Below are 24716 nucleotides of genomic sequence, written 5' to 3' on the forward strand. Positions count from 1 at the left end.
CGGCTCGCGGGGTCGCGGTCGGGGGTCTGGGACGTCAGCGGATCTGGATGCGCAGGATGCGGGCCGCGGCGAACGGCGCGGTGGCCAGCACGGCCAGGCTCAGCGCCGCGGTCAGCGCCAGCGCCGGCACCGGGTTCTGGCCGTCGGCGGCGGCGACCACGGCGCGCGCGCCGAAGATCAGCGTCGGGATGTAGAGCGGCAGCGTCAGCACCCCGGTCAGCAGTCCGCCGCGGCGCAGGCCCAGGGTCAGCGCGGCGCCGACCGCGCCCAGAAAGCTCAGCGCCGGGGTGCCGACCGCCAGCGCCGCCACCAGCCAGGGATAGGCCGCGGCCGGCAGCTGCAGGGTCAGCGCCAGCAGCGGCGCGATCGCCGTCAGCGGCAGGCCGGTGGTCAGCCAGTGCGCCAGCGCCTTGACCGCGGTCACCGCCTCCAGCGGCAGCGGCGACAGCGCCAGCGCGTCCAGGCTGCCGTCCTCGAAATCGGTCTGGAACAGCCGGTCCAGCGTCACCAGGCACGACAGCAGCGCCGCGATCCAGATCGTGCCCGGCGCGACGCGCGACAGCGCGCCCGGCTCGGGGCCGACGCCGAACGGCACCAGCAGGATCACGATCAGGAAGAACACCAGCCCCTGCATCGCGCCGCCGCCGGCGCGCAGCGTCAGCGCCAGCTCGCGCGCCAGCAGCGCGCTCATGCGCCCGGCTCCGCCAGGAACGGGTCGGCCTCGGTTCGGTGCCGCGCGGCGGCGGGCTGCAACCGCAGCGTCTCGGCGGCGACCGGCACCGGCAGATGGGTGGCGATCAGCGCCATGCCGCCGCGCGCCAGATGCTCGCCGATCAGCCGCCCCAGCGCCGCGGTGCTGTCGGCGTCCAGCGACACCGTGGGCTCGTCCAGCAGCCACAAACGCGCGCCGTCGACCGCCAGCCGCGCCAGCCCCAGCCGCCGTTTCTGGCCTGCCGACAGCCGCCCGGCCAGCCGCTCGCCGAAGCCGCCCAGCCCGAAGGCGGCAAGTGCGCCGGCCGCCGCGTCGGCGCGGCCGTGCAGCCGCGCCCAGAATCCCAGGTTCTCGTCGACCGTCAGGCCGGGCTTCACCGCGTCCAGATGGCCGGTCAGCGCCACCGCGCCGTCGCTGGCCCAGGGCGCGGCGCCGTCGAGCGCGATTCGCCCCTCGGGGCGCGGGCCCAGCCCGGCGATGGCGCGCAGCAACGTCGTCTTGCCGGCGCCGTTCGGTCCCTGCAGCAGCAGCGCGCCGCCGGCGGGCACGGTGAACGACACCGGTGCGAACAGCCTGTCCGCACCGCTCCGGCAGGTCAGATCCTCTGCGCTCAGCGTCATCGCGCCAGCCATACCCGGAACGCACCGCTTGGCAAGGGCTGGACCGCCGCACGGATTTTCTGTATGCCATCGTACACAAATTGTTTCGGCCGCCTTGCGACCTACCTTTCAAAGCGGCTAGAGAAGCGCCAAGCCAGCCTTGTACCAGCCATCCAGCCACAGAAGGGGTGTCCCATGCCGATCACCGTCGGAACAGACAGCGCCAACACCCGCCGCACGCTCAGCGTCGGCGGCAAGGATTTCGCCTACTACTCGATCGACGCTGCCGAGAAGGCCGGCCTCGGCGACTTCGGCCGCCTGCCCGCCGCGCTGAAGGTCGTGCTGGAGAACATGCTGCGCTTCGAGGACGGCAAGACCGTCACCCAGGACGACATCAGGGCGTTCTCGGACTGGGCCGCGAATGGCGGCAGGAACCCGCGCGAGATCGCCTATCGCCCGGCGCGCGTGCTGATGCAGGACTTCACCGGCGTGCCGGCGGTGGTAGACCTGGCGGCGATGCGCGACGCGATGGTCGCGCTGGGCGGCGATCCGGAGAAGATCAACCCGCTGAACCCGGTCGACCTGGTGATCGACCACTCGGTCATGGTCGACGAGTTCGGCAACCCGCGCGCCTTCCAGATGAACGTCGCCCGCGAGTACGAGCGCAACGGCGAGCGCTACGAGTTCCTGAAATGGGGGCAGGGCGCGTTCAACAACTTCCGCGTGGTGCCGCCCGGCACCGGCATCTGCCACCAGGTCAACCTGGAGTACCTCGGCCAGACGGTCTGGACCGACAGCGACCAGTCCGGCGCCGAGGTCGCCTATCCCGACACCCTGGTGGGCACCGACAGCCACACCACGATGATCAACGGCCTGGGCGTGCTGGGCTGGGGCGTCGGCGGCATCGAGGCCGAGGCGGCGATGCTGGGCCAGCCGATCTCGATGCTGATCCCCGAGGTCGTCGGCTTCCGCCTCGACGGCGCGCTGAGGGAGGGCATGACCGCCACCGACCTGGTGCTGCGCGTCACCCAGATGCTGCGCGAGCACAAGGTGGTCGGCAAGTTCGTCGAGTTCTACGGCGACGGCCTGGCAAACCTGCCGCTGGCCGACCGCGCGACGATCGCCAACATGGCGCCGGAATACGGCGCCACCTGCGGCTTCTTCCCGATCGACGAGGAAACCCTGCGCTACCTGCGCACCTCGGGCCGCACCGAGGAGCGCATCGCGCTGGTCGAGGCCTATGCCAGGCAGAACGGCTTCTGGCGCGACGCCAGCTACGATCCGGTCTACACCTCGACCCTGTCGCTGGACATGACCACGGTCGAGCCGGCGATCTCGGGGCCGAAGCGCCCGCAGGACCGCGTGCTGCTGTCCGAGGCCGCGCCCGAGTTCCACAGGGTCGTGGAACAGCACCGCAACGACGTCGGCTACCGCTCGGAAGTGCGCTGGGAAGGCGAGGGCGGCGCGCCCGAGCCCGAGCACGTTCCGGGCGAGCACGAGGGCAACAACGGCAAGGACCGCTGGGTCGCCGTCGAGGGCGAGGATTTCAGGCTGCACGACGGCTCGGTGGTGATCGCGGCGATCACCTCGTGCACCAACACCTCGAACCCCTACGTGATGATCGGTGCCGGTCTGGTGGCGCGCAAGGCGAACGCGCTGGGGCTGACCCGCAAGCCGTGGGTCAAGACCTCGCTGGCGCCGGGCAGCCAGGTGGTGTCGGACTATCTTCAGGCCGCCGGCCTGCAGGACGATCTGGACGCGCTGGGCTTCAACCTGGTCGGCTATGGCTGCACCACCTGCATCGGCAACTCCGGCCCGCTGCCCGAGAACATCTCGAAGGCGGTCAACGACGCCGACCTGGTGGCCTGCTCGGTGCTGTCGGGCAACCGCAACTTCGAGGGCCGGGTGAATCCCGACGTGCGGGCGAACTATCTCGCCTCGCCGCCGCTGGTGGTCGCCTACGCCATCGCCGGCGACATGAACATCGACATCACCACCCAGCCGCTGGGCCAGGACATGAACGGCGACGACGTCTTCCTGAAGGACATCTGGCCGTCGCAGAAGGAGATCGCCGAGCTGGTCGAGAAGACCGTCACGCGCGAGAGCTTCCGCTCGAAATACGCCGACGTGTTCAAGGGCGACGAAGTCTGGCAGCAGGTCGAGACCGACGATGCGCTGACCTACGGCTGGCCGTCCAGTTCGACCTATGTGCAGAACCCGCCCTACTTCGAGGGGATGGGGCCGGACGCGGGCACGATCGAGGACGTCAACGGCGCGCGGGTGCTGGCGCTGCTGGGCGACTCGGTGACCACCGACCACATCTCGCCGGCGGGCAGCTTCAAGCCCGAGACCCCGGCCGGGCAGTACCTGATGGACCGTCAGGTGGCGCAGCGCGAGTTCAACTCCTACGGCTCGCGGCGCGGCAACCACCAGGTGATGATGCGCGGCACCTTCGCCAACATCCGGATCCGCAACGAGATGCTGGACGGGGTCGAGGGCGGCTACACCAAGGGCCCCGACGGCAGCCAGATGCCGATCTACGACGCCGCGATGGCCTATGCCGAGCAGGGCACGCCGCTGGTGGTGATCGCCGGCAAGGAATACGGCACCGGCTCCAGCCGCGACTGGGCGGCGAAGGGCACCGCGCTGCTGGGCGTCAAGGCGGTGATCGCCGAGAGCTTCGAGCGCATCCACCGCTCGAACCTGGTCGGCATGGGCGTGATCCCGCTGGAGTTCACCGGCGGCGACTCGCGGCAGTCGCTGAAACTGACCGGTGACGAGACCTTCGACATCACCGGCCTGGCGGGCGGGCTGAAGCCGCTGGCCGACGTGCCCTGCACGATCACCTACGCCGACGGCACCAGCAAGGACATCACGCTGAAATGCCGCGTCGATACCGCGGTCGAGGTCGAGTACGTCGAGAACGGCGGCGTGCTGCACTATGTGCTGCGGAGCCTGGCCAAGAGCGCCTGATCCGCCGGCACGGCAAGACCTGGAAAGGCCGGGCCGCGCGCCCGGCCTTTTCCGTTGCCGGGTGGCGCCGCGCGGCGTGAAATCGGGGGATCTCACCGTGAAAACGCCGTCAAGTTGCTGAATTGCAGGAAGATCATTTCCTGAAACTTCGTGACCGCCTCCCGAAGGCGCAAGCGGGCGTGGGGCACCTGTCCCGGTCCTGTCCCGGTCCGAGAACGGCAGGTCGGCCTCGTGCGACACGGATGCGTTGTCCAGGACCTGGTAGCAGAACCGCGACGAGGCGATGCCGGCCGGACCGGTCTGGGCGTGGCCGGCCCGGTCCGCCGTGTGGCGCACGCCGGCGCCGGCGCTTCGGGCAGGGCCGCCCCGCCGCGGCGTTCGGCGGCCCCGGCGAGCGGTCGCAGCGGCGCGGCGCGTGGCCGGCACCGCGAAACGCGCGGCCGCCCGGCCGCCGCGCGCGCGGCGCGATCTTGCTGGCGCGGCGGCGCCGCTCTGCTAGGCTGATCCGGTCCCGCGGGGGTCCGGATGTACGACTGGAACGATCTGCGCCACTTCCTCGCCCTGATGCGCGCCGGCTCGACCCTGGGCGCGGCACGCGGGCTGCGCGTCAACCAGACCACGGTCGCGCGGCGGATCGAGGCGCTGGAGCGGGCGCTGGGGGTTCCGCTGTTCGAGCGGCACAGCGGCGGCTATCGTCCGACGGCGCGGGCGCACGCGCTGTTGCAGGCGGCCGAGGCGGTCGAGGACGCGGCGCTTGCGCTGGACCAGCGTGCCGGGTCGTGGCGGCGCGAGATTTCCGGCACGCTGCGGGTGACGGCGACCGAGGCGGTCGGCGGGCGGATCATCGCGCCGCTGATCGCCGAGCTGCGGCAGACCCATCCCGGGCTGACGGTGGAGCTGCTGGCCGAGGACCGCCGGGCCGATCTGGCGCGGGGCGAGGCCGACGCGGCGATCCGCATCGGCAGTCCGCCGGACCAGGACGGGCTGGTCGCGCGCCGGCTGCCCGATTCCGTCTGGGGGCTGTACTGCAGCGCCGACTACGCGCGGCGCCACGGCATGCCCGAGTCGCTGCCGGCGCTGGCGGCGCACAGCCTGGTGCTGGGCGGCGGCGCGCTTGCCGACCACGCGGCGCAGGCGCGGCTGGCGGCGCTGGCGCCGGCGGCGGCGGTGGCGGCGCGCGTCGGCTCGATCCCCGGTCTGGTGGCGACGGTGCGGTCGGGCGCGGGGATCGGCGCGCTGCCCTGCCTGCTGGCGTCGGAGGCGCCAGAGCTTCGCCGCTGCCTGGCGGCGGCATTCGCGCCCGGCGCGCCGATGTGGCTGATCCATCACCAGTCGCGCCGCGCGCTGCCCGAGCTTCGGGTGTTCCTGGACGCCGCCGCCCGGCATTTCGAGGCGCGGCGCGGGGTGTTGGCGGGATCCGGCTGAACCTCGGCCGGACCCCGCGCGCCGCCGCCGCTCAGGCGGCGGCGGTGGTGCCGGGTGCGCAGCGCGCCTGCGCCGGGGCCGGAAACCCGACCTGGCGGGCCTGGCTGGCGCCGTCGCGCGCGCCCCAGCGCCGGTGGATCAGCCCGGCCTTCATCTCGAACCACTCGATCGCCAGCAGCTCGTAGCTGCGGCCGGTCGGGTTGGCGAAACCAAGGAACGGGGCGGTCCAGCGGCCGCGCTCGGTGTAGCGGGCCGACACGGTGTCGCCCTCTGCCACCAGGGCGTCGATGGTGAGATGCATGTTCAGCGCTTGGTGCAGCGCCGTCCAGATCGGCACGGCGAACTCCAGCCCGCCCGATCCGGTGACGCCGGCGATGGCGGCGTCGGGGGTGAACAGGCGCGCGAGCGCCGCCATGTCGCCGCGGTTCATCGCCGCGACATAGGCGCGGACCGCGGCCTTGTTGGTCTCGATGGTGGTCATTCGATATCTCCTGAACATCGGGTTGCCGGCGCGCCGCACAGGTAGATACCGCCGCGGCGGCGCCGCCGGCAGCCGCGATTCGGCAAAGCCGTTCTGCGGATCTGCAGACCGCGCGGCACGCCGCCGCGCCGCCGCGCCGCCGGCTCAGGCGTTGCCGATCAGGATTCCGGCGGCCAGCACCAGCGCGCCGCCCAGCGCGATCTGCAGCGAGGCGCGCAGCCAGGGCGTCTCCATGTAGCGGTGCTGGATCCAGGTGATCGCCCACAGCTCGACGAACACCACCAGGATGGCGATCATCGTGGCGGTCCAGAATTCCGGGATCAGGTAGGGCAGGGCGTGGCCCAGCCCGCCAACCGTGGTCATGATCCCGGTGGCCAGCCCGCGCTTGACCGGCGAGCCGCGCCCCGAGATCACGCCGTCGTCGCTGGCCGCCTCGGTGAAGCCCATCGAGATGCCGGCGCCGACCGAGGCCGACAGCCCGACCAGGAAGGTGCTCCAGGTGTTGCCGGTGGCGAAGGCGGCGGCGAAGATCGGCGCCAGCGTCGAGACCGAGCCGTCCATCAGCCCGGCCAGCCCCGGCTGCACATAGGTCAGGATGAACTGCCTGCGCTCGGTCTCGGCCTCGTCGGCCTGCACCTCCTCGGGCGCGTGGGTGCTTTCCAGCCGGCCGGCGGTGGCGATGTGCCCGGCCTCGGCGGCGGCCAGGTCGCCCAGCAGGCGCCGGGTCTCTGCGTCGGCGGTGCGGGCGGCGGCGGCGCGGTAGAAGCGCGCCGCCTGTTCCTCCATCTGCCGGGCGCGGGCGCGGGTCCTGTCGATGCCCAGCGGGCGCACCAGCCAGTCCGGGCGGCGTTCGTAGTAGCCGCGGACATGCTCGCGCCGGATCAGCGGGATGCTGTCGCCGAAGCGGGCGCGGTGGCGGGCGATCAGGCGGCGGCGGTGCTCGTCCTCCTCGGCGGCCATCTGCTCGAACATCGTCGCCGAACCGGGGTAGTCGGCGCGCAGACCGTCGGCATAGGCGCGGTAGATGCGGGCGTCGTCCTCTTCCGACGAGATCGCCAGCGCGAGGATTTCCTGTTCCGACAGGCTGTCGAAGGCCCGCCGGCCCCGGGGCAGGACGCGGTGCAGCATGAACGGACTCCTTCCGCTGCCGATATTATTGGAATCATTCTAAGTCGGGCAAGCCCCGCGACGTCAGGTCGCGCGCAGCAGCCGCTTGCGGGTCGAGGGGATCGCGCGCACCTCGAGCCCGGTGAACACGTGCAGCGTGTTCAGGTCGTGGTCGACCACCGCGTGGTCCGACACCCAGCCGCCCATCACCAGATAGCTGCGCAGCAGCGGCGGCATGCCCTTCATCGCCAGCTTCAGGTTCGGCTTGCGCAGCCGCAACCGGCTGGCGAAACGGAACACCCGCGGCGCCTTGACCCGCGGCAGCCAGCGCTTCGGCGCCAGGTGGCGGTCCTTGAGCAGCGCGAAGGCATCCATGTAGGCCTCGGCCTCGGTGCCCTTGAAGCTGGAGCAGCCGAACAGCAGCTCGACCCCCTGGGCGTCGACGTATTCGGTCATCGCCGCCCAGGCGACGCGCAGCACGTCCGGGTCGCGCACCGCCGGGTCGATGCAGAAGCGGCCCATCTCGACCATGCGGCCGTCGAACGCGGCAAGGTTGTCCAGGCCGTAGAACTGCGCCGCGTAGGAGCCGCCGATGCCGGCGCCGTTCTCGAACGGCAGCAGCCGGAAGCAGCAGACCAGCCGGGCGCTGGCGGCGTCCTCGACCAGCACATGCAGGCAGCGGTCGTCGAATGCGTCGGCGTCCAGCCCGTCGGCACCGGCGCCGCGGAAACAGCGGTAGCGCAGCCGTTGGGCTGCGCGGATGTCGTCGGTACCTTCAGCGAAGCGGGCGCGATAGCGACCCCTGTGAAACACCGCCATTGCAAGCCTCATATCCAGCGTTACATGCACGCTGTGGCATCGAACCGTGACCTCTATATGACCATCGCGGGGCCACCGTGCAAAGACTATTTCAGTACTCGTGAAGAAAGGGCGAACATGGCCGAAAAGATCGTCAAGAGCGATGCCGAGTGGCGCGCGCAGCTGTCCGACCTGGCCTACAAGGTGCTGCGCAAGCATGGCACCGAGCGCGCCTTCACCCATGACGATTTCCCCAAGCAGCCCGGCACCTTCGCCTGCGCCGGCTGCGGCCAGCCGCTGTTCGACCAGCAGACCAAGTTCGACAGCGGCACCGGCTGGCCCAGCTTCTGGGCGCCGGTCGACGCGCAGGCGGTCGACGAGAAGGAGGATCGCGCGTTCTTCATGCGCCGGACCGAGGTGCTGTGCTCGCGCTGCGACTCGCACCTGGGGCATGTGTTTCCCGACGGGCCGCAGCCGACCGGGCTGCGCTACTGCATGAACGGCGTCGCGCTCGACTTCCGCCCCGCGGGGGCGGGCGAAGACGACGACGACGCGCCGGACGCGGATGCGGAGGGGCTGGCCGGGCTCGACGGCGAGGGCTGAGGCTCGGGCTCGGGCCCGGGCTCAAGCCGCCGGGCGCACCGCGCCGGCGCCCCCGCCGCCCCCGGCGCGGCCAGGCAGCCCAGCGCCACGGCGTCGAACTCGGCGCCGCCCAGCGGCACGATCTGCCCCAGCCGGCCGCGCTGCCGCCGGGCCGCCGCCTGCAGCGCCACGCGCGGGCCCGGCGAATGGCCGATCAGGTCCACCGGGCGGCGGGGCGAGCCTCCACACGCTCGCCGACCGCATCGCCGCGTTCGACCGGGCGCATGGCACCGCGCCCTGCACCCGTGCGCCCCCGGCTTTCATGCAGGACATGCTGAGCCGCAATCCCGACGCCTTCGCCGGCGATCCGGACGTGCAGGCCTTGATGCGGCACTACCCGGGCCGCTTCTGAGCGGCGGGCTGCGGGCGGCACCGCCCGGCCGCCGGCCCCGGCCGGCGGCGCGTGCCTGCCTGCCGCGCCGGCATGTCGCCGCTACCGGACACCCCCCGAAGAACATTGACCGCCGTGCAGGCATGGAGTAGCACAACCTCCGTGGCGATTTGTTTACCGGATTGCGGGCCACGTAAAACATTCCGCTAAAGAGGTCGCGGTCCGAACGCACGGTGCCCCGATCCTCCCCGGTCGGGGTTTTTTGTTTGACCAGGAGGCCGCCGCAAGGGCGGGAACCACATGAAAGACGCGCAGCCCGATCCGAACTGGAACCCGCGCACCCGCCTGGTGCACGGCGGCAGCCGCCGCTCGCAGTACGGCGAGGTGTCCGAGGCGCTGTTCCTGACCCAGGGCTTCGTCTATCCCGACGCCGAGACCGCCGAGGCGCGGTTCATCGATGCCGGCCCAGACGAGTTCATCTATGCCCGCTACGGCAATCCGACGGTGCGCATGTTCGAGGACCGCATCGCGCAGCTGGAAGGGGCCGAGGACGCCTTTGCCACCGCCAGCGGCATGGCCGCGGTCAACGGCGCGCTGGTCGCCTGCCTGAAGGCTGGCGATCATGTGGTCTCGGCGCGGGCGCTGTTCGGCTCGTGCCTGTGGATCGTCGAGACGCTGCTGCCGCGCTTCGGCGTCGAGGTGACCTTCGTCGACGGCGCCGACCTGGCGCAATGGGAGGCGGCGGTGCGCCCGGACACCCGGCTGGTGTTCCTGGAGAGCCTGTCCAACCCGACGCTGGAGCTGGTCGACATCACGGCGGTGGCCGCGGTCGCGCACCGCCACGACGCGCTGGTGGTGGTCGACAACGTGTTCGCCACGCCGATCTTCCAGCGCTCGCTGGAGCTGGGCGCCGACGTGGTGATCTATTCCGCCACCAAGCACATCGACGGCCAGGGCCGCTGTCTGGGCGGGGTGGTGCTGGGCACCCGCGACTTCATCCGCGGCACGCTGGAGCCCTATCTCAAGCACACCGGCGGCGCGATGAGCCCGTTCAACGCCTGGGTGATGCTGAAGGGGATGGAGACGCTGGACCTGCGCTGCCGCGCGCAGGCCGAGACCGCGCTGAAGCTGGCGCGCGCGATCGAGGGGCATCCCAAGGTGCGCCGCACGCTGTACCCGGGGCTGCCCGGCCACCCGCAGGCGGATCTGGCGGCGCGGCAGATGACCGCCGGCGGCACGGTGCTGGCGCTGGACGTGCACGGCGGCCAGGCGGCGGCGTTCCGGGTGCTGAACGCGATGAAGATCGCGCTGATCTCGAACAACCTGGGCGACGCCAAGTCGATCGCCACCCATCCCGCGACCACCACCCACCAGCGGCTCGACCCGGCGGCGAGGGAGCATCTGGGCATCACCCCGGGGCTGATCCGGCTGTCGGTCGGGTTGGAGGACGGCGACGATCTGGTCGCCGACCTGCTGCAGGCGCTGGACGCGGCCTGAGCCGGGCGGCGGCCGGGGTGGTGGCGGGGGTGGCGGGCTGTGCGGCGGGCTGTGCGGCGCGCGCGGCCCGGTCGCCTAGCGGCAGACGGGCGGGAAACGCGCAGGTGACCGGCAGGTGACCGGGCAGGGGGTTTTCCCCGGCCGCCCGCAGCCCCATCTTACCCCACGAGAGACGCAACGGCATCCGGAGGGACCACCGCATGAACGTGCATGAATCGAAGGCCGCCGGCGGCGATGCCGCGCCCGCCCTGCCGCGCCCCGGCCGCGCCGAGGCCGAGGCGGCGGTGCGCACCCTGCTGCGCTGGGCGGGGGACGATCCGGACCGCGAGGGGCTGCGCGACACCCCCGGCCGCGTCGTGCGCGCCTACGAGGAGTGGTTCCGCGGCTACGGCGAGGACCCGGACGCCATGCTGCAGCGCACCTTCGAGGAGGTCGCCGGCTATGACGAGATGGTGGTGCTGCGCGACATCCGCTTCGAGAGCTATTGCGAGCATCACCTGGCGCCGATCATCGGCAAGGTGCATGTCGGCTACATCCCCACCGACCGCGTGGTCGGCATCTCCAAGCTTGCCCGCGTCGTCGATGCCTTCGCCAAGCGCCTGCAGGTGCAGGAGAAGATGACGGCGCAGATCGCCGCGGCGCTGGACAACGTGCTGCAGCCGCAGGGGGTCGCGGTGGTGATCGAGGGCGAGCACCAGTGCATGTCGACCCGCGGCGTGCACAAGCCGGGGGTGACCATGGTCACCTCGACCCTGCTGGGCGCGTTCCGCGCCGCCGACACCCGGCGCGAATTCCTGTCGATCATCGGCAATCCCGTCAGCCGCGGGTCCTGAGCACGCTTGACTTCCGGCGCGGCTGCGGAAAACCGTTGCCGCATGATAGACGTCAGGCCCGTGGGCTACGTGATCGGCATGCTGGTCGCGGCGCTGGGCATCACCATGCTGCTGCCGCTGCTGGCCGACATGATCGAGGCCCGTGGGGAAGGCGCGACCTTCGCGGTCGCGGCGCTGGTCACCGTGGTCAGCGGCGGCACCATGGCGCTGGCCTGCATGAGCGGGCGCGATCCGGGGCTGACGCTGCAGCAGATCTTCCTCCTCACCACCGGCACCTGGCTGGCGCTGCCGCTGTTCGGCGCGCTGCCGTTCTGGATCGGCGCGCCCGGGGTCAGCTATACCGACGCGTTCTTCGAGGCGATGTCGGGCTTCACCACCACCGGCGCCACCGTGCTGGTCCGGCTGCAGGATCTGCCGGCGGGCACGCTGCTGTGGCGCGGGATGATGCAGTGGTTCGGCGGCGTCGGCATGATCGTCGTGGCGCTGGCGTTCCTGCCGGCGCTGCGCGTCGGCGGCATGCAGATCTTCCGGTCCGAGGCGTTCGACACCGGCGGCAAGATCCTGCCCCGCGCGGGCGAGATCGCGGTCTCGATCTCGGTGATCTACCTGGCGCTGACGGTGGCCTGCATGATCGCCTACAGCTGGGCCGGGATGGCGTTCCTGGATGCGCTGGTGCATGCGATGACCACGCTGGCGACCGGCGGGATGGCGAACCACGACCTGTCGTTCGGCGCCTATCCGGCGGCGGCGGAATACGTCGGCGCGCTGTTCATGATCATCGCCAGCCTGCCGTTCGTGCTGTACCTGTACCTGATGCGCGGCGCCGCCGGGCCGCTGCTGCGCGACGCGCAGGTACGCGGATTCCTGCTGCTGCTGGTCATCGTCGTGGGGATGCTGACCGCCTGGCAGTTCTGGCAGCTGGACAGCCTGCCCGAGGCGGCGTTCCGCGCCGCGCTGTTCAACGCCGTGTCGATCATCACCGGCACCGGCTACGCCTCGACCGACTACCAGCTGTGGGGCGGCTTCGCGGTCGCCACCTTCTTCCTGATCGGGCTGGTCGGCGGCTGCGCCGGCTCGACCTGCTGCTCGGTCAAGATCTTCCGCTACCAGCTGCTGTTCGCGGCGATCTTCACCCAGGTGCGCCGCCTGCAGAGCCCGCACGGTCTGTTCGTGCTGCGCTACGACCGCAAGCCGGTGGGCGACGACGTGATCAACTCGGTGATGGCGTTCTTCGTGATGTTCTACCTGTCGCTGGCGGTGTTGTCGGTGCTGCTGTCGCTGATGGGCCTGGACCCGGTGACGGCGATCTCGGGCGCGGCCGCGGCGCTGGCCAACATCGGCCCGGGGCTGGGCCAGATCATCGGCCCGTCGGGCAACTACGCCAGCCTGTCGCCGCAGGTGAAATGGGTGCTGGCCTTCGCCATGCTGCTGGGCCGGCTGGAGCTGATGTCGGTGTTCGTGCTGTTCAGCCTGGCGTTCTGGCGGCGTTGAGGGGGCCGCCCGCGTCCGCGGGCCGGATTGACCCCGCCCGCGTCCGCGGGCCGGATTGACCGCGCCCGCCGCCGCGGGCCGAATTGACCCCGCCCGCGTCCGCGGGCCGGATTGACCGCGCCCGCCGCCGCGGGCCGAATTGACCCCGCCCGCCGCCGCGGGCCGAATTGACCGCGCCCGCCCGGGCGTCTAAGCAGGCGCGCGAACGGCAGAGGGTTCCCGCGCATGAGTTCCGACATCACCCGCCCCCGCAGCTTCCAGGAGATCATCCTGCGGCTTCAGACCTACTGGGCCGGGCAGGGCTGCGCGGTGCTGCAGCCCTATGACATGGAGGTCGGCGCCGGCACCTTCCACCCGGCGACCACGCTGCGCTCGCTGGGCACGGCGCCGTGGGCGGCGGCCTATGTCCAGCCCTCGCGCCGGCCGACCGACGGGCGCTACGGCGAGAACCCGAACCGGCTGCAGCACTACTACCAGTTCCAGGTGCTGATCAAACCCAGCCCGCCCGACCTGCAGGCGCTGTACCTGGGCAGCCTGCAGGCGATCGGCATCGACATGGCGCTGCACGACATCCGCTTCGTCGAGGACGACTGGGAAAGCCCGACGCTGGGCGCCTGGGGCCTGGGCTGGGAGGTCTGGTGCGACGGCATGGAGGTCAGCCAGTTCACCTATTTCCAGCAGGTCGGCGGCCACGACTGCCACCCGGTCTCGGGCGAGCTGACCTACGGGCTGGAGCGGCTGGCGATGTACGTGCTGGGCATCGACCACGTGATGGACATGCCGTTCAACAATCCGCAGGCGCCGATCGCGCTGAGCTACGGCGACATCTTCCGCCAGACCGAGCAGGAATATTCGCGCTGGAACTTCGACGTCGCCGACACCGAGGTGCTGCTGCGCCATTTCGAGGAGGCCGAGGCCGAGTGCGCCCGGATCCTGGACCAGCCCGAGGTCGACCCCAAGACCGGCCGGCGAATCGTCATGGCGCACCCGGCGTACGACCAGTGCATCAAGGCCAGCCATATCTTCAACCTGCTGGACGCGCGCGGCGTGATCAGCGTGACCGAGCGGCAGGCCTATATCGGCCGGGTGCGGGCGCTGGCCAGACGCAGCGCCGACGCCTTCGTGCGTACCGAGGCCGGCGGCTGGACCCCCGAGGCCGCCTGACGCGCTTTGCCCTCCGCGCCGGCCCGGGGCACCATGGCGGCGCAGCAGAAAGGGGGCAGCCATGACCATCGAGTCGGCGACGCCGGTCCTGCGCTCGGGCGACTACGCCCGCGCGCGCGACTTCTACACCCGCATCCTGGGCTTCCGCCTGGCCGAGGAGGCCGGCGCGCCGCCGGGCTTCGGCATCTTCATCCGCGACCGCGCCCGGGTCTTCGTCGAGGCCTACCAGGGCGCCGAGGCGCCCTATCACCGCTGGCGCGCCTATTTCCACGTCACCGGGCTGGACGCGCTGGCGGAGGAGATCCGGGCCAGCGGCGGCAGCCTGATCCGCGGCATCGAGCGCACCGAATACGACATGCGCGAATTCGAGATCGCCGATCCCGACGGCAACGTGCTGTGCTTCGGCGCCGACCCGTAGCCGGGAACTTTCCGCCGCCCCGCGCGCTGTTCCTGATCAGCAAGGGGGAAGCGAGATGTCCGATACGGCGCCGGCCTGGGTGGTCCCGGCCATGCGCGCAGGCTATGCCGCGCGCGGTTTCGTCTACGCCGTGGTCGGCGGCATCGCGGTGTCCAGCGCCGTGCGCGGCGGCAATGCCGAAGGCACCACCGGCGCGATCTCGTCGCTGCAGGGCGGGCCCTGGGGGCAGGCGCTGCTGTGGGCGGTGGCGCTGGGTCTGCTGGCCTACGCGCTGTGGCGCGGGCTGGCGTCGTGGATGGACCTGGAGCGCCACGGCACCGACGCCAGGGGGCTGATCGCGCGCACCGGCATCGCCGTCTCGGGCGTCGTCCACCTGGGCCTGGCGATCTATGCCGCGCGCGTGGCGCTGGGCGGCGGCGGCTCGGGCGGCGGCACCGAAAGCTGGACCGCCCGGCTGATGCAGATGCCGTTCGGCCGCTGGCTGGTGGTGATCGGCGGCCTGATCGTGATCGGCGCCGGCATCTACTACGGCTACAAGGGCCTGTCCGAGAAGTACAAGCGCAACCTGCGCGCCACCCGCCTGACCGAGCGGCTGGAGCCGGTCTGCAAGGCCGGGCTGCTGGCCCACGGCATCGCCATCGCCCTGATCGGCGGCTTCTTCGTCTATGCCGGCTGGACCTCGGACGCCTCCGAGGCGGGCGGGATGGAGCAGGCCTTCGCGACGGTGCGGCAGGCCGCGTTCGGGCGCGTGCTGCTGGGGCTGATGGGCCTCGGCTTCGTCGGCTTCGCCGTCTACTGCTGGATCGAGGCGGTCTACCGGATCGTGCCGGCCCGCGCCGGCCGCGACGTGATCTCGATGGCGCGCGCCGCCAAGCGCCGGGCCGAGGCGCGGGTCTGACCCGCCGGCGGGCGAGAAACGGCTTTACGCCCCCCGGCGCGCCCGGTATCCCCCGACCGGACTGACCACGAGGGGACCATGCCCGGCCGCATCTTCGTCGGCGCCTTGCTGCTGTTCGTCGCCGTCTTCGGGGCGGCGCTGTTCTGGTTCCAGACCTACGCCTATTACGAGCGGGTCACGGGGCTGGGCAGCATCGCCGTGTCGGGGCGCGAGATCCCGGTGCGGGATTACCAGGGGATCGACGCCACCTCGTCGGGGCTGAAGCTGCGCGGCTGCTTCACCGCCGATCCGGCGGCCTTCGACGGCCTGCCGCGGGCCGAGGCGGCCGAGCCGCTGACCCCGCCGTTCTGGTTCGACTGCTTTCCCACCGACCGGCTGGCGCACGACCTTCAGGCCGGGACCGCCACCGCCTACCTTGCCGCCACCGAGGAATTCGACGGCATCGACCGGATCGTCGCCGTCTATCCCGACGGCCGCGCCTTCCAGTGGCGCCAGCTCAACGAGAGATTTGCAAACTGATGCCCGATCTTCTGCTCGAACTGCTGTCCGAAGAGATCCCCGCGCGGATGCAGGCCCGCGCCGCCGAGGATCTCAGGCGCCTGGTCACCGAAGCGCTGGTCGCGGCCGGGCTGACCTATGCCGGGGCGGGTGCCTTCGCCACGCCCCGCCGCCTGACACTGGCCGTCGAGGGGCTGACCGGCCGCTCGCCCGACACCCGCGAGGAGCGCAAGGGCCCGCGCGCCGACGCACCCGAAAAGGCGATCGAGGGCTTTCTGCGCTCCACCGGCCTGACCCGAGAGCAGCTCGAAGTCCGCGACGACAAGAAGGGCCAGGTGCTGTTCGCGGTGATGGAACGCCCCGGCCGCGCGGCATCGGACATCATCGCCGAGGTGGTGCCGCAGGTGGTGCGCAGCTTCCCCTGGCCGAAATCCATGCGCTGGGGCAGCGGTTCCTTGCGCTGGGTGCGCCCGCTGCACTCGATCCTGTGCATCCTGAGCGACGAGGCTGGGGCGCAGGTGGTGCCGTTCGACGTCGACGGCATCGCCGCGGGCGACAGCACCGTCGGGCACCGGTTCATGGCGCCGGAGCGGTTCGCCGTCATCTCGTTCGAGGATTACGAGCTGAAACTGGCCCGCGCCCATGTCATGCTGAATCCGGAAACCCGCGCCGACAAGATCCGCCACGACGCCGAGCAGATGGCCTTTGCACAAGGCTTGGAAGTGGTCGAGGACAAGGGCCTGCTGGCCGAGGTCGCGGGGCTGGTCGAATGGCCGGTGGTGCTGATCGGCGACATCGGCGAGGATTTCCTGGACCTCCCGCCCGAGGTGCTGCGCACTTCGATGAAAGAACACCAGAAGTTCTTTTCGGTGCGGAACCCGAATACCGGCCGGATCGAGAAGTTCGTCACCGTCGCCAACCGCGAGACGGCGGATCAGGGCGCGACGATCCTGCACGGCAACGACAAGGTTCTGGCCGCGCGCCTGTCCGACGCCAAGTTCTTCTGGGAAAACGACCTGCGCACGATCCGCGACAAGGGGATGGAGGGCATGGCCGCGCCGCTCGCCAACGTCACCTTCCACGCCAGGCTGGGCACCCAGGCCGAACGCATCGCCCGGATCGAGGCGCTGGCGCGCGAGATCGCCCGGCAGGTCGGCGCTGATGAAAGCGAAGCTGGTAAGGCTGCGCAGGTGGTCAAGGCTGATTTGGCTTCGGAGATGGTCTACGAGTTCCCGGAATTACAGGGAATTATGGGCGGATACTATGCCCGCGAAGCCAAACTGAGTGACGCGGTGGCCAAGGCCTGCGCCGCCCACTACCAGCCCCTGGGGCCCTCCGACGACGTGCCGACCGAGCCAGTTTCGGTCGCCGTGGCGCTGGCCGACAAGATCGACATGCTGACTTGCTTCTGGGCCATCTATGAGAAGCCGACGGGCTCGGGCGATCCCTATGCACTGCGGCGGGCGGCGCTGGGGGTTATTCGGATACTCCTGGCAAATCGCACGCGTATGAGGTTGAAGGCGATACTCTCAAGTATTTACAGGGAGGGGTCGCTAAATAATTTTTACGGTTTTGGCTTAAACTTGGAGAGGTTCGGTGACCTTTCTCGTGGTTACGAAGGGCAAAAGGGGATGGACCTAGTTGAGAATTTGCCTCCTTACGTCACTTTTGCATACCATGAGTTGGTGTATAGCAGTGAAGTAGAAGATGGCTTGAGGACACTTAAGATTAACCCAAAGTACTCAAAAGGAGAAAATATTGAAGTACCAGATGAGTACTACAGCTCAGTAGAGCAGTTTGACAGGCTATCTGCTCTTGAGCCGGTGAGCGCGGGTGAGGCAGCCGGTATGTCCGATGACGGATTAGCATTGCTTTCAAGCTTGGAAGAACGGTTTTCTGCAGACCTCATCTCCTTCTTCGCCGACCGCCTCAAGGTCCATCTCCGCGGCGAGGGCATCCGTCACGACGTGATCGACGCCTGCTTCCAGCTTGGCGGGCAGGACGACCTGGTGCTGCTGGTGAACCGCGTCCGTGCGCTGCAGGCGTTTCTGGACACCGACAACGGGGCGAACCTGCTGGCGGGCTACAAGCGCGCCGCGAACATCCTGGCGCAGGAAGAGAAGAAGGACGGCGTCGAATACTCGCTCGACCCGCAGCCGCAGCTGGCCGAGACCGGCGAGGAACGCGCGCTGTTCGACGCCCTCGACATAGCCGAGGCGCGGATCGCCCCGGCGCTGCAGGCCGAGGACTTCGCCGCCGCGATGGCGGCGATGGCCGGGCTTCGCGCGCCGATCGACGCGTTCTTCGACAATGTCATGGTCAACGCCGACAGCGACATGGTGCGCCGCAACCGGCTGTGCCTGCTGAACCGCATCCGCGCGGTGATGAACCGGGTGGCGATCCTGTCCGTCATCGAGGGCTGACGGGCGGCGAATCGGTCGCAGCATTCGCGATTTGCGCCCGGCGCGATCCGGTTTATGCTGCACCGCACATGGATGATGGAATGACAGAGCCGCCGGTGACGGGAATCGCCCCGCTGCGTGATGCCGCAGGCGCCGCCGAGCAGTTCGGCGCGCGCGCCGAACGGCTTGCCCGCATGGCCGCGCTGGGCCTGCCGGTGCCCGGCGCCACGGTGCTCGACTTCGACACCGTGCGCGCCATCGCCGAAGGCGCGCGGGTGCCCGCGCCGGACCCGTCGCTGGGGCCGGTGCTGGCGCTGCGCGGCTCGGCCGGCGACCGGCGCTGGGGCGGGCCGCAGGCGATCCTCAACGTCGGGCTGTGCGACGCGGTGCTGCCGGCGCTGGTCGAGCGTATCGGCCGCCGCGGCGCGCTGGCGGCCTATGCCCGCGCGATCCGCGCCTACGCGGTGCGGGTCTCGGGGCTGGATCCCGAGGATTTCGACAACATCCACTACGACCGCATGAAGCTGTGCGACACCCTGTCCGAGGCGGACCTTCTGGCGATCGTCGAGGAGTCGAAGCGGTTCTACGCCGACGAGGTCGAGATGCCGTTCCCGCAGACGCTGGAGCAGCAACTGGACGGCGCGGTGCGGGCGATGGTCGACGAATGGCACGGGCTGACCGCGCGGATCCTGCGCGAATCCAGCGGCGCGCCGGCGGACGCCGGGCTGGGGCTGATCCTGCAGCGCATGGTGTTCGGCCTGGGCCAGGGGCGCAGCGGCGCCGGGTTCTTCCAGGCCGTCGACAGCACCACCGGGCGGGCGGCGGCGACCGGGCGCTTCCTGCCCGACGCGCAGGGCAACGACGCCGCCCGCGGCGCGCGCACGCCGCACATGATCACCGAGGCCGAGCGCGCCGCCGCCGGCCAGACGCTGCCGTCGCTGCAGGCGCTGGACCCGGACGCCTTCGCCGCGCTGGCCCGCCACGCCGCGGCGCTGACCAGCAGCCTGGGCGACGTGTTCGAACTGCCGTTCACCGTCGAGGCCGGCACGCTGCACATCCTCGACGCGACGCCGGTGCGCCGCAGCCCCTCGGCGGCGGTGCAGATCGCGGTCGACCTGGTCGGGCAGGGCGCGATCACCCGCGAGATCGCGCTGCTGCGGGTCGAGCCGCGCAACCTGATCGAGACCCTGCACCCGCGCATCGACCCCAACGCCCGCCGCGACATCTTCGGCACCGGCCTGCCGGCCAGCCCGGGGGCGGCGACCGGCAAGATCTGCTTCTCGCCCGAGGCGGCGATGGCGCTGCATGCCCAGGGCGAGGACGCGATCCTGGTGCGGGTCGAGACCAGCCCCGAGGACATCCGCGGCATGCACGCCGCCGTCGGCGTGCTGACGGTGCGCGGCGGCATGACCAGCCACGCCGCGGTGATCGCCCGCGGCCTCGGCCTGCCCTGCGTGGTCGGCGCGGGCGAGCTGCACCTCGACCTGCGCCGCGGCCGGCTGACCGCGCCCGACGGCCGCGCCTTCGGCGCCGGCGACAGCATCACCATCGACGGCACCGCCGGCGAGGCGCTGGCCGGCGCCCCGGCGATGCTGCCGGCGGTGCCCTCGGCCGCGTTCGACACGCTGATGGGCTGGGCCGACGAGGTGCGCGCGCTGGGCGTGCGCGCCAATGCCGACACCCCCGCCGACGCGGCGCTGGCGCGGCGCTTCAAGGTCGACGGCATCGGCCTGTGCCGGACCGAGCACATGTTCTTCGAGGGCGACCGCATCGACGTCATGCGCGAGATGATCCTCGCCTCGAACGGCGCCGAGCGGCAGGTCGCGCTGGACCGGCTGCTGCCGATGCAGCGCGGCGATTTCGAGGCGCTGTTCGGGATCATGGAGGGCCTGCCGGTGACGATCCGCCTGCTGGACCCGCCGCTGCACGAGTTCCTGCCCCATGGCCAAGAGGAGCTGGCGGCGCTGGCCCGGGCGATGAACCTGCCGGTCGAGGACGTGATCGCCCGCGCCGAGGACCTGCGCGAGTTCAACCCGATGCTGGGCAAGCGCGGCGTGCGGCTGGGCATCACCATGCCCGAGATCTACGACATGCAGGCCCGCGCCATCTTCGAGGCGGCGCACAACGCCGGCGAGGCCGCCGGGGTGCCGGTGATCCCCGAGATCATGATCCCGCTGGTCTCGGCCAACCGCGAGCTGGAGCTGGTCAAGGCCCGCGTCGACAGCATCGCCGCCGCGGTCGCCGCCGAGCGCGGCCGGCGCCTCGACTACCGCATCGGGGTGATGGTCGAGACCCCGCGCGGGGCGCTGCGGGCGGCGGACCTGGCGCGCTCGTCGGCGTTCCTCAGCTTCGGCACCAACGACCTGACGCAGATGACCTACGGCCTCAGCCGCGACGACGCCGGGCGCTTCATGCGCGACTATGTCGCCAAGGGCGTGTTCCCCGAGGATCCGTTCCATTCGCTCGACGTCGAGGGGGTGGGCGAGCTGCTGCTGCTGGCCACCAACCGCGGCCGCTCGGTGCGCAGCGACCTGACGCTGGGGCTGTGCGGCGAGCATGGCGGCGACCCGGAATCGATCCGGTTCTGCAAGATCGCCGGCTTCGACTATGTCTCGTGCTCGCCGTTCCGGGTGCCGATCGCGCGGCTGGCGGCGGCGCAGGTGACCATCCTGACCGAGGGCGGCGGGCACGGCGCCGAGCCTGTGAATCACGGGGATGATTCTGAAACTTCCTGAAAAAACCGGGGCTTGACACGCGACCCGCAGACGCGGGATGAGCGAGATTCCGCCGACGCAGATTTCTGAGGAAACCTCCGCAAAAATCTGGACACGTTGGCCAAATTGCGGATCGGTCCCCGATTCCGCCTGCGACCGCAGGTCCCATTCCGTTTGCTCCGAGTCGACATAAGGTCCCCTCACGCTTCAGAACCGATTCCGCGCGCGGTCCGTCGTGGGGGAGTTTCGATGGTTCGCGGACTGCTGGTACGTCCTTCGGGATCGTTGCGTGGGGAGTGACAATGTACGTTTCAGTGAACGCCCGCCCTTTCGGGGCGGGGTGGCACATCTTGGCCGGTCTTCTTTTTGCGATCACCATCGGCCTTGTCCCACAAGCACACGCAGGACGGAACATCGATGCGCCGCCCGAGGCGCTGAACCGGCTGGATGACCAGATCTCGGCAATGATGGAGCAGCAGCGCACCCTGGCCCGCACCGCCGAAACCGAGAAGCGGGCCGGGCTGGCGATCGCGCCGCACGGCGGCATCGTTCGCGACAAGCTCGCGCAGCGGCTCCAGCGCTCGCGCTCGGGCGCGGGGCTGGCGATGTCGCGGCAGCTGACGATGATGGACGCGACCGCCGCCCGCCAGGCCGGCGAGGCGCGCAGCGCGATCCGCCCCTTCGACCACCGCCAGCCGGGCGAGTACGACCGCGACACGCTGGACCGGCTACCGGTGGCCTCGGGCGGTCCGGAATGGGCCTGCCTGACCGAGGCGCTGTACTTCGAGGCCCGCGGCGAATCGCTGAAGGGCCAGCTGGCGGTCGCCGAGGTGATCCTGAACCGGGTCGACAGCCGCCGCTATCCGGACTCGGTCTGCGGCGTGATCTCGCAGGGCGAGCAGCGCCGCGACGCCTGCCAGTTCTCGTTCCGCTGCGACGGCAAGCCCGAGACCTTCAGCGAGAAGCGCGCCTACGAGCGCGTGGGCAAGATCGCCCGGCTGATGCTGGACGGCCGCGATCGCGCGCTGACCAGCGGCGCCACGCATTACCACACCACGGCGGTAAAGCCGTCCTGGGCGCGGCGGCTGACCCGCACCGCGCAGATCGGCCGCCACCTGTTCTACCGGCTGCCGGTGCAGCAGGCCAGCAACTGACCTTGCGTCCGCGGGGCGTGCGTCCGCGCGTGCCCCGTGCTACGACGTGCCGGAGCCGGCCGGGCAGTGGTGCCGCGGCCGCCTGACCGGGCGACGGAGAGGTTCATGGGCCGCAAGATTTTCGGGACCGACGGGGTGCGCGGCACCGCCAACAGCCACCCGATGACCGCCGCGATGGCGCTGCGCCTGGGCGCCGCCGCCGGGCGCTATTTCCGCAGCGGCGACCACCGCCACCGGGTGGTGATCGGCAAGGACACCCGCCGGTCCGGTTACATGATCGAGAACGCGCTGACCGCCGGACTGACCAGCGTCGGCGCCGACGTGCTGCTGCTGGGGCCGGTGCCGACGCCGGCGGTGGGCATGCTGACGCGCTCGATGCGGGCCGACCTGGGGGTGATGATCTCGGCCTCGCACAACCCCTACCAGGACAACGGCATCAAGTTCTTCGGCCCCGACGGCTACAAGCTGTCCGACGCCGCCGAGGAGGCGATCGAGGCGCTGCTCGAGGGCGAGCCCGAGCCTGTGCCGTCCGAGGAGATCGGCCGCGCCAGCCGGATCGAGGGCGACCGCTCGCGCTATGTCGAGTTCGCCAAGGGCACGATTCCGGGCCGGCAGTCGCTGGCCGGGCTGAAGGTGGTGGTCGACTGCGCCCACGGCGCCGCCTATCGCACCGCGCCGGAAGTGCTGTACGAGCTGGGCGCCGAGGTGGTGCCGGTCGGCGTCGCGCCGAACGGCTACAACATCAACCTGGGCTGCGGCTCGACCGATCCCGCGGCCGCCGCCGAGGCGGTGGTGGTGCATGGCGCGGACCTGGGCATCGCGCTGGACGGCGACGCCGACCGGGTGATGATCATCGACGAGACCGGCCGCATCGCCGACGGCGACCAGCTGATGGCGCTGATCGCCGGGCTGTGGGCCGACCAGCAGCGGCTGGCCAGGGGCACGCTGGTCGCGACGGTGATGTCGAACCTGGGGCTGGAGCGTCACCTCAGGGGCCGCGGCCTGCGGCTGGAGCGCACCGCGGTCGGTGACCGCTATGTGGTCGAGGCGATGCGCGCGGGCGGCTTCAACCTGGGCGGCGAGCAGTCCGGCCACGTGGTGATGACGGACCATGCCACCACCGGCGACGGGCTGATCGCCGGGCTGCAGTTCCTGTCGGCGATGGTCGAGAGCGGCCGGCCGGCGAGCGCGCTGGCGCGGGTGTTCGAGCCGGTGCCGCAGCTGCTGGAGAACGTCCGCTACGCCGCCGGCGCGGCGCCGCTGGAGGCCGAGGCCGTGCGCCGCGCCATCGCCGCCGCCGAGGCGCGGCTGAACGGCACCGGGCGGCTGCTGATCCGCAAGTCCGGCACCGAGCCGCTGGTACGGGTCATGGGCGAGGCCGAGGACCCGGCGCTGCTGAGCGAGGTGGTGCAGAGCGTGGCCGCCGAGATCGCCCGCGCCAGCTGATATTGGACCGGCCGACGCCGGCAGGCAGCGTGCAAAGGCGGGATATCACCGTGAAAACCCCCTCAAGTACCTGAAATGCCACCTGAAAACTTCGTGAAAACTTCGTGAACGCCGGACCCTCGGGATTTCCGCCGAATCCTGCGGCGGTATCAGGCGGCCTCAGGCGGGCGCCGCGGCGCGCGCGCGTCGCTTGCGCGCCAGCACCAGCCCGCCGACGATCAGCGCGAAGCCGGCGAGCTGCGCGCCGCTCAGCGTCTCGTCCAGCAGGCCCACGCCGAGCAGCGTCGCCCACAGCGGGATCAGGTAGCCGACGGTGGACATGAACACCGGCCCCGAGCGCCGGACGGTGGCATAGCGCAGCACATGCGCCAGCCCGGTCTGCACCACGCCCAGCACCGCGATCGCGAGCAGCGGGCCGGCGGCGGGCACCGCCTCGGGCAGGGCCATCGGCAGCAGCGGCAGCGCGAACACCGCGGCGGCGATCTGCGCGGCGGCGCTGGCCGGGATCGGCGGCACCTCGGGCATCCGGCGGATCAGCACCGAGCTGCCGGCATAGCAGGCCGCCGCCGCCAGCAGCGCCAGCTGCGGCAGCGCGTTGCCCGAGCCAAGCTGCGTCAGCGCGCCCGGGCCGGTCAGCAGCACGATGCCGAAAAAGCCGACGGCGAAGCCGGCCCAGCGGCGGGCGCTGACCTGCTCGCCCAGCACCAGCCGCGAGAGTAGCAGCACGAACAGCGGCGAGGCCGAGATGTAGATCGAGGCCAGCGCGCTGGGCACGCTCTGCTGGCCCCAGGCGATCAGGAAGAACGGCACCAGCAGCGAGATCAGGCCCACCGCCGCGCACCACGCCCAGATCTTCGGATCGCGCGGCAGGGGATGGCCCAGCGCGCGCGCCAGCAGCGCCAGCGCCAGCGCCGAGAACAGCACCCGGAACACGGCGACGCCGATCGGCGGGAAGCCGTCCAGCGCCACCGTGATCAGCGCGAAGGACGAGCCCCAGACGACGGTCAGCAGCGCCAGCGAGCCGATGCCGATCCAGTCCTGTTTCATATCCGCTCCGAAGGTTTCCTGCCCCGGCCCGTCTACGCCCGCCGGGGCGCGGGCGAAAGCGCAAACCGTCTTGACCGGTGCGCGGG

20 protein-coding genes and 1 riboswitch are annotated in these 24716 nt (G+C 71.0%); of the genes, 14 read left to right on the plus strand and 6 right to left on the minus strand.

What is annotated here, in order from left to right; genetic code table 11:
• Positions 1-34: 34 nt before the first annotated feature.
• The gene (gene ccmB / locus GE300_RS10775) at positions 35-691 is read right to left on the minus strand and encodes a heme exporter protein CcmB (protein WP_154446576.1); all 657 of its coding nucleotides are present in this window, start codon (positions 689-691) and stop codon (positions 35-37) included.
• The gene (gene ccmA, locus GE300_RS10780) at positions 688-1332 is read right to left on the minus strand and encodes a heme ABC exporter ATP-binding protein CcmA (protein ID WP_154446577.1); all 645 of its coding nucleotides are present in this window, start codon (positions 1330-1332) and stop codon (positions 688-690) included. Before ccmA ends, ccmB begins: the two co-directional genes overlap by 4 nt.
• Positions 1333-1506: 174 nt before the next feature.
• On the opposite strand from ccmA, the gene acnA reads away from it, so the two are divergent.
• Positions 1507-4284, plus strand: a complete 2778-nt coding sequence (gene acnA / locus GE300_RS10785; protein ID WP_154446578.1) for an aconitate hydratase AcnA — start codon at positions 1507-1509, stop codon at positions 4282-4284.
• 525 nt (positions 4285-4809) lie between these two features.
• On the plus strand, positions 4810-5709 hold the full coding sequence (locus GE300_RS10790; RefSeq protein WP_154446579.1) for a LysR family transcriptional regulator: 900 nt from the start codon (positions 4810-4812) through the stop codon (positions 5707-5709).
• Positions 5710-5740: 31 nt separating this feature from the next.
• Here the strand turns inward: GE300_RS10790 and GE300_RS10795 are convergent, their stop codons facing one another.
• The 3 genes from GE300_RS10795 to GE300_RS10805 form a co-directional block, all read right to left on the minus strand.
• Positions 5741-6190 (minus strand): ester cyclase, encoded by a 450-nt coding sequence (locus GE300_RS10795; RefSeq protein WP_154446580.1) that lies wholly within the window; start codon positions 6188-6190, stop codon positions 5741-5743.
• Positions 6191-6334: 144 nt separating this feature from the next.
• Positions 6335-7318, minus strand: coding sequence for an iron exporter MbfA (mbfA, locus tag GE300_RS10800; RefSeq protein ID WP_154446581.1), 984 nt, complete (start codon positions 7316-7318; stop codon positions 6335-6337).
• Between the two features lie 63 nt (positions 7319-7381).
• Positions 7382-8116, minus strand: coding sequence for a GNAT family N-acetyltransferase (locus GE300_RS10805; protein ID WP_154446582.1), 735 nt, complete (start codon positions 8114-8116; stop codon positions 7382-7384).
• 117 nt (positions 8117-8233) lie between these two features.
• Here GE300_RS10805 and msrB point away from each other — a divergent pair, with 117 nt between their 5' ends.
• The 12 genes from msrB to glmM all read left to right on the plus strand — a co-directional run bounded on the left by msrB (position 8234) and on the right by glmM (position 23583).
• Positions 8234-8698 (plus strand): peptide-methionine (R)-S-oxide reductase MsrB, encoded by a 465-nt coding sequence (gene msrB / locus GE300_RS10810; RefSeq protein WP_154446583.1) that lies wholly within the window; start codon positions 8234-8236, stop codon positions 8696-8698.
• 522 nt (positions 8699-9220) lie between these two features.
• A riboswitch (SAM riboswitch) is annotated at positions 9221-9299 on the plus strand.
• Positions 9300-9368: 69 nt separating this feature from the next.
• On the plus strand, positions 9369-10565 hold the full coding sequence (gene metZ / locus GE300_RS10815; RefSeq protein ID WP_154446584.1) for an O-succinylhomoserine sulfhydrylase: 1197 nt from the start codon (positions 9369-9371) through the stop codon (positions 10563-10565).
• A 200-nt stretch (positions 10566-10765) separates the two neighbouring features.
• Positions 10766-11398, plus strand: a complete 633-nt coding sequence (gene folE / locus GE300_RS10820; protein WP_154446585.1) for a GTP cyclohydrolase I FolE — start codon at positions 10766-10768, stop codon at positions 11396-11398.
• Positions 11399-11440: 42 nt separating this feature from the next.
• Positions 11441-12889, plus strand: a complete 1449-nt coding sequence (locus tag GE300_RS10825) for a TrkH family potassium uptake protein (protein ID WP_154446586.1) — start codon at positions 11441-11443, stop codon at positions 12887-12889.
• 225 nt (positions 12890-13114) lie between these two features.
• Positions 13115-14053: a glycine--tRNA ligase subunit alpha gene (locus GE300_RS10830; protein WP_154446587.1), complete on the plus strand. Its 939-nt coding sequence runs from the start codon at positions 13115-13117 to the stop codon at positions 14051-14053.
• Positions 14054-14114: 61 nt separating this feature from the next.
• Positions 14115-14471 carry a glyoxalase superfamily protein gene (locus GE300_RS10835; protein ID WP_154446588.1) on the plus strand — a complete coding sequence of 119 codons (357 nt, stop codon included), beginning with the start codon at positions 14115-14117 and terminating at the stop codon, positions 14469-14471.
• Positions 14472-14526: 55 nt separating this feature from the next.
• Positions 14527-15369 (plus strand): DUF1206 domain-containing protein, encoded by an 843-nt coding sequence (locus tag GE300_RS10840; protein WP_154446589.1) that lies wholly within the window; start codon positions 14527-14529, stop codon positions 15367-15369.
• A 78-nt stretch (positions 15370-15447) separates the two neighbouring features.
• Positions 15448-15888, plus strand: coding sequence for a DUF6446 family protein (locus GE300_RS10845; RefSeq protein WP_154446590.1), 441 nt, complete (start codon positions 15448-15450; stop codon positions 15886-15888).
• Positions 15888-18290, plus strand: coding sequence for a glycine--tRNA ligase subunit beta (gene glyS, locus GE300_RS10850; protein ID WP_154446591.1), 2403 nt, complete (start codon positions 15888-15890; stop codon positions 18288-18290). Before GE300_RS10845 ends, glyS begins: the two co-directional genes overlap by 1 nt.
• Before the next feature lie 80 nt (positions 18291-18370).
• Complete coding sequence (gene ppdK, locus GE300_RS10855; protein WP_154446592.1) at positions 18371-21004, plus strand: pyruvate, phosphate dikinase; 2634 nt, start codon at positions 18371-18373, stop codon at positions 21002-21004.
• A gap of 329 nt (positions 21005-21333) precedes the next feature.
• Complete coding sequence (locus GE300_RS10860) at positions 21334-22137, plus strand: cell wall hydrolase (protein ID WP_325063195.1); 804 nt, start codon at positions 21334-21336, stop codon at positions 22135-22137.
• A 105-nt stretch (positions 22138-22242) separates the two neighbouring features.
• Positions 22243-23583 carry a phosphoglucosamine mutase gene (glmM, locus tag GE300_RS10865; RefSeq protein WP_154446593.1) on the plus strand — a complete coding sequence of 447 codons (1341 nt, stop codon included), beginning with the start codon at positions 22243-22245 and terminating at the stop codon, positions 23581-23583.
• A 159-nt stretch (positions 23584-23742) separates the two neighbouring features.
• Here glmM and GE300_RS10870 read toward each other — a convergent pair whose 3' ends face one another.
• Positions 23743-24630, minus strand: coding sequence for a DMT family transporter (locus GE300_RS10870; protein WP_154446594.1), 888 nt, complete (start codon positions 24628-24630; stop codon positions 23743-23745).
• Between the last annotated feature and the right edge of the window lie 86 nt (positions 24631-24716).

Source organism: Halovulum marinum, assembly GCF_009697225.1.
Lineage (GTDB): Bacteria > Pseudomonadota > Alphaproteobacteria > Rhodobacterales > Rhodobacteraceae > Halovulum > Halovulum marinum.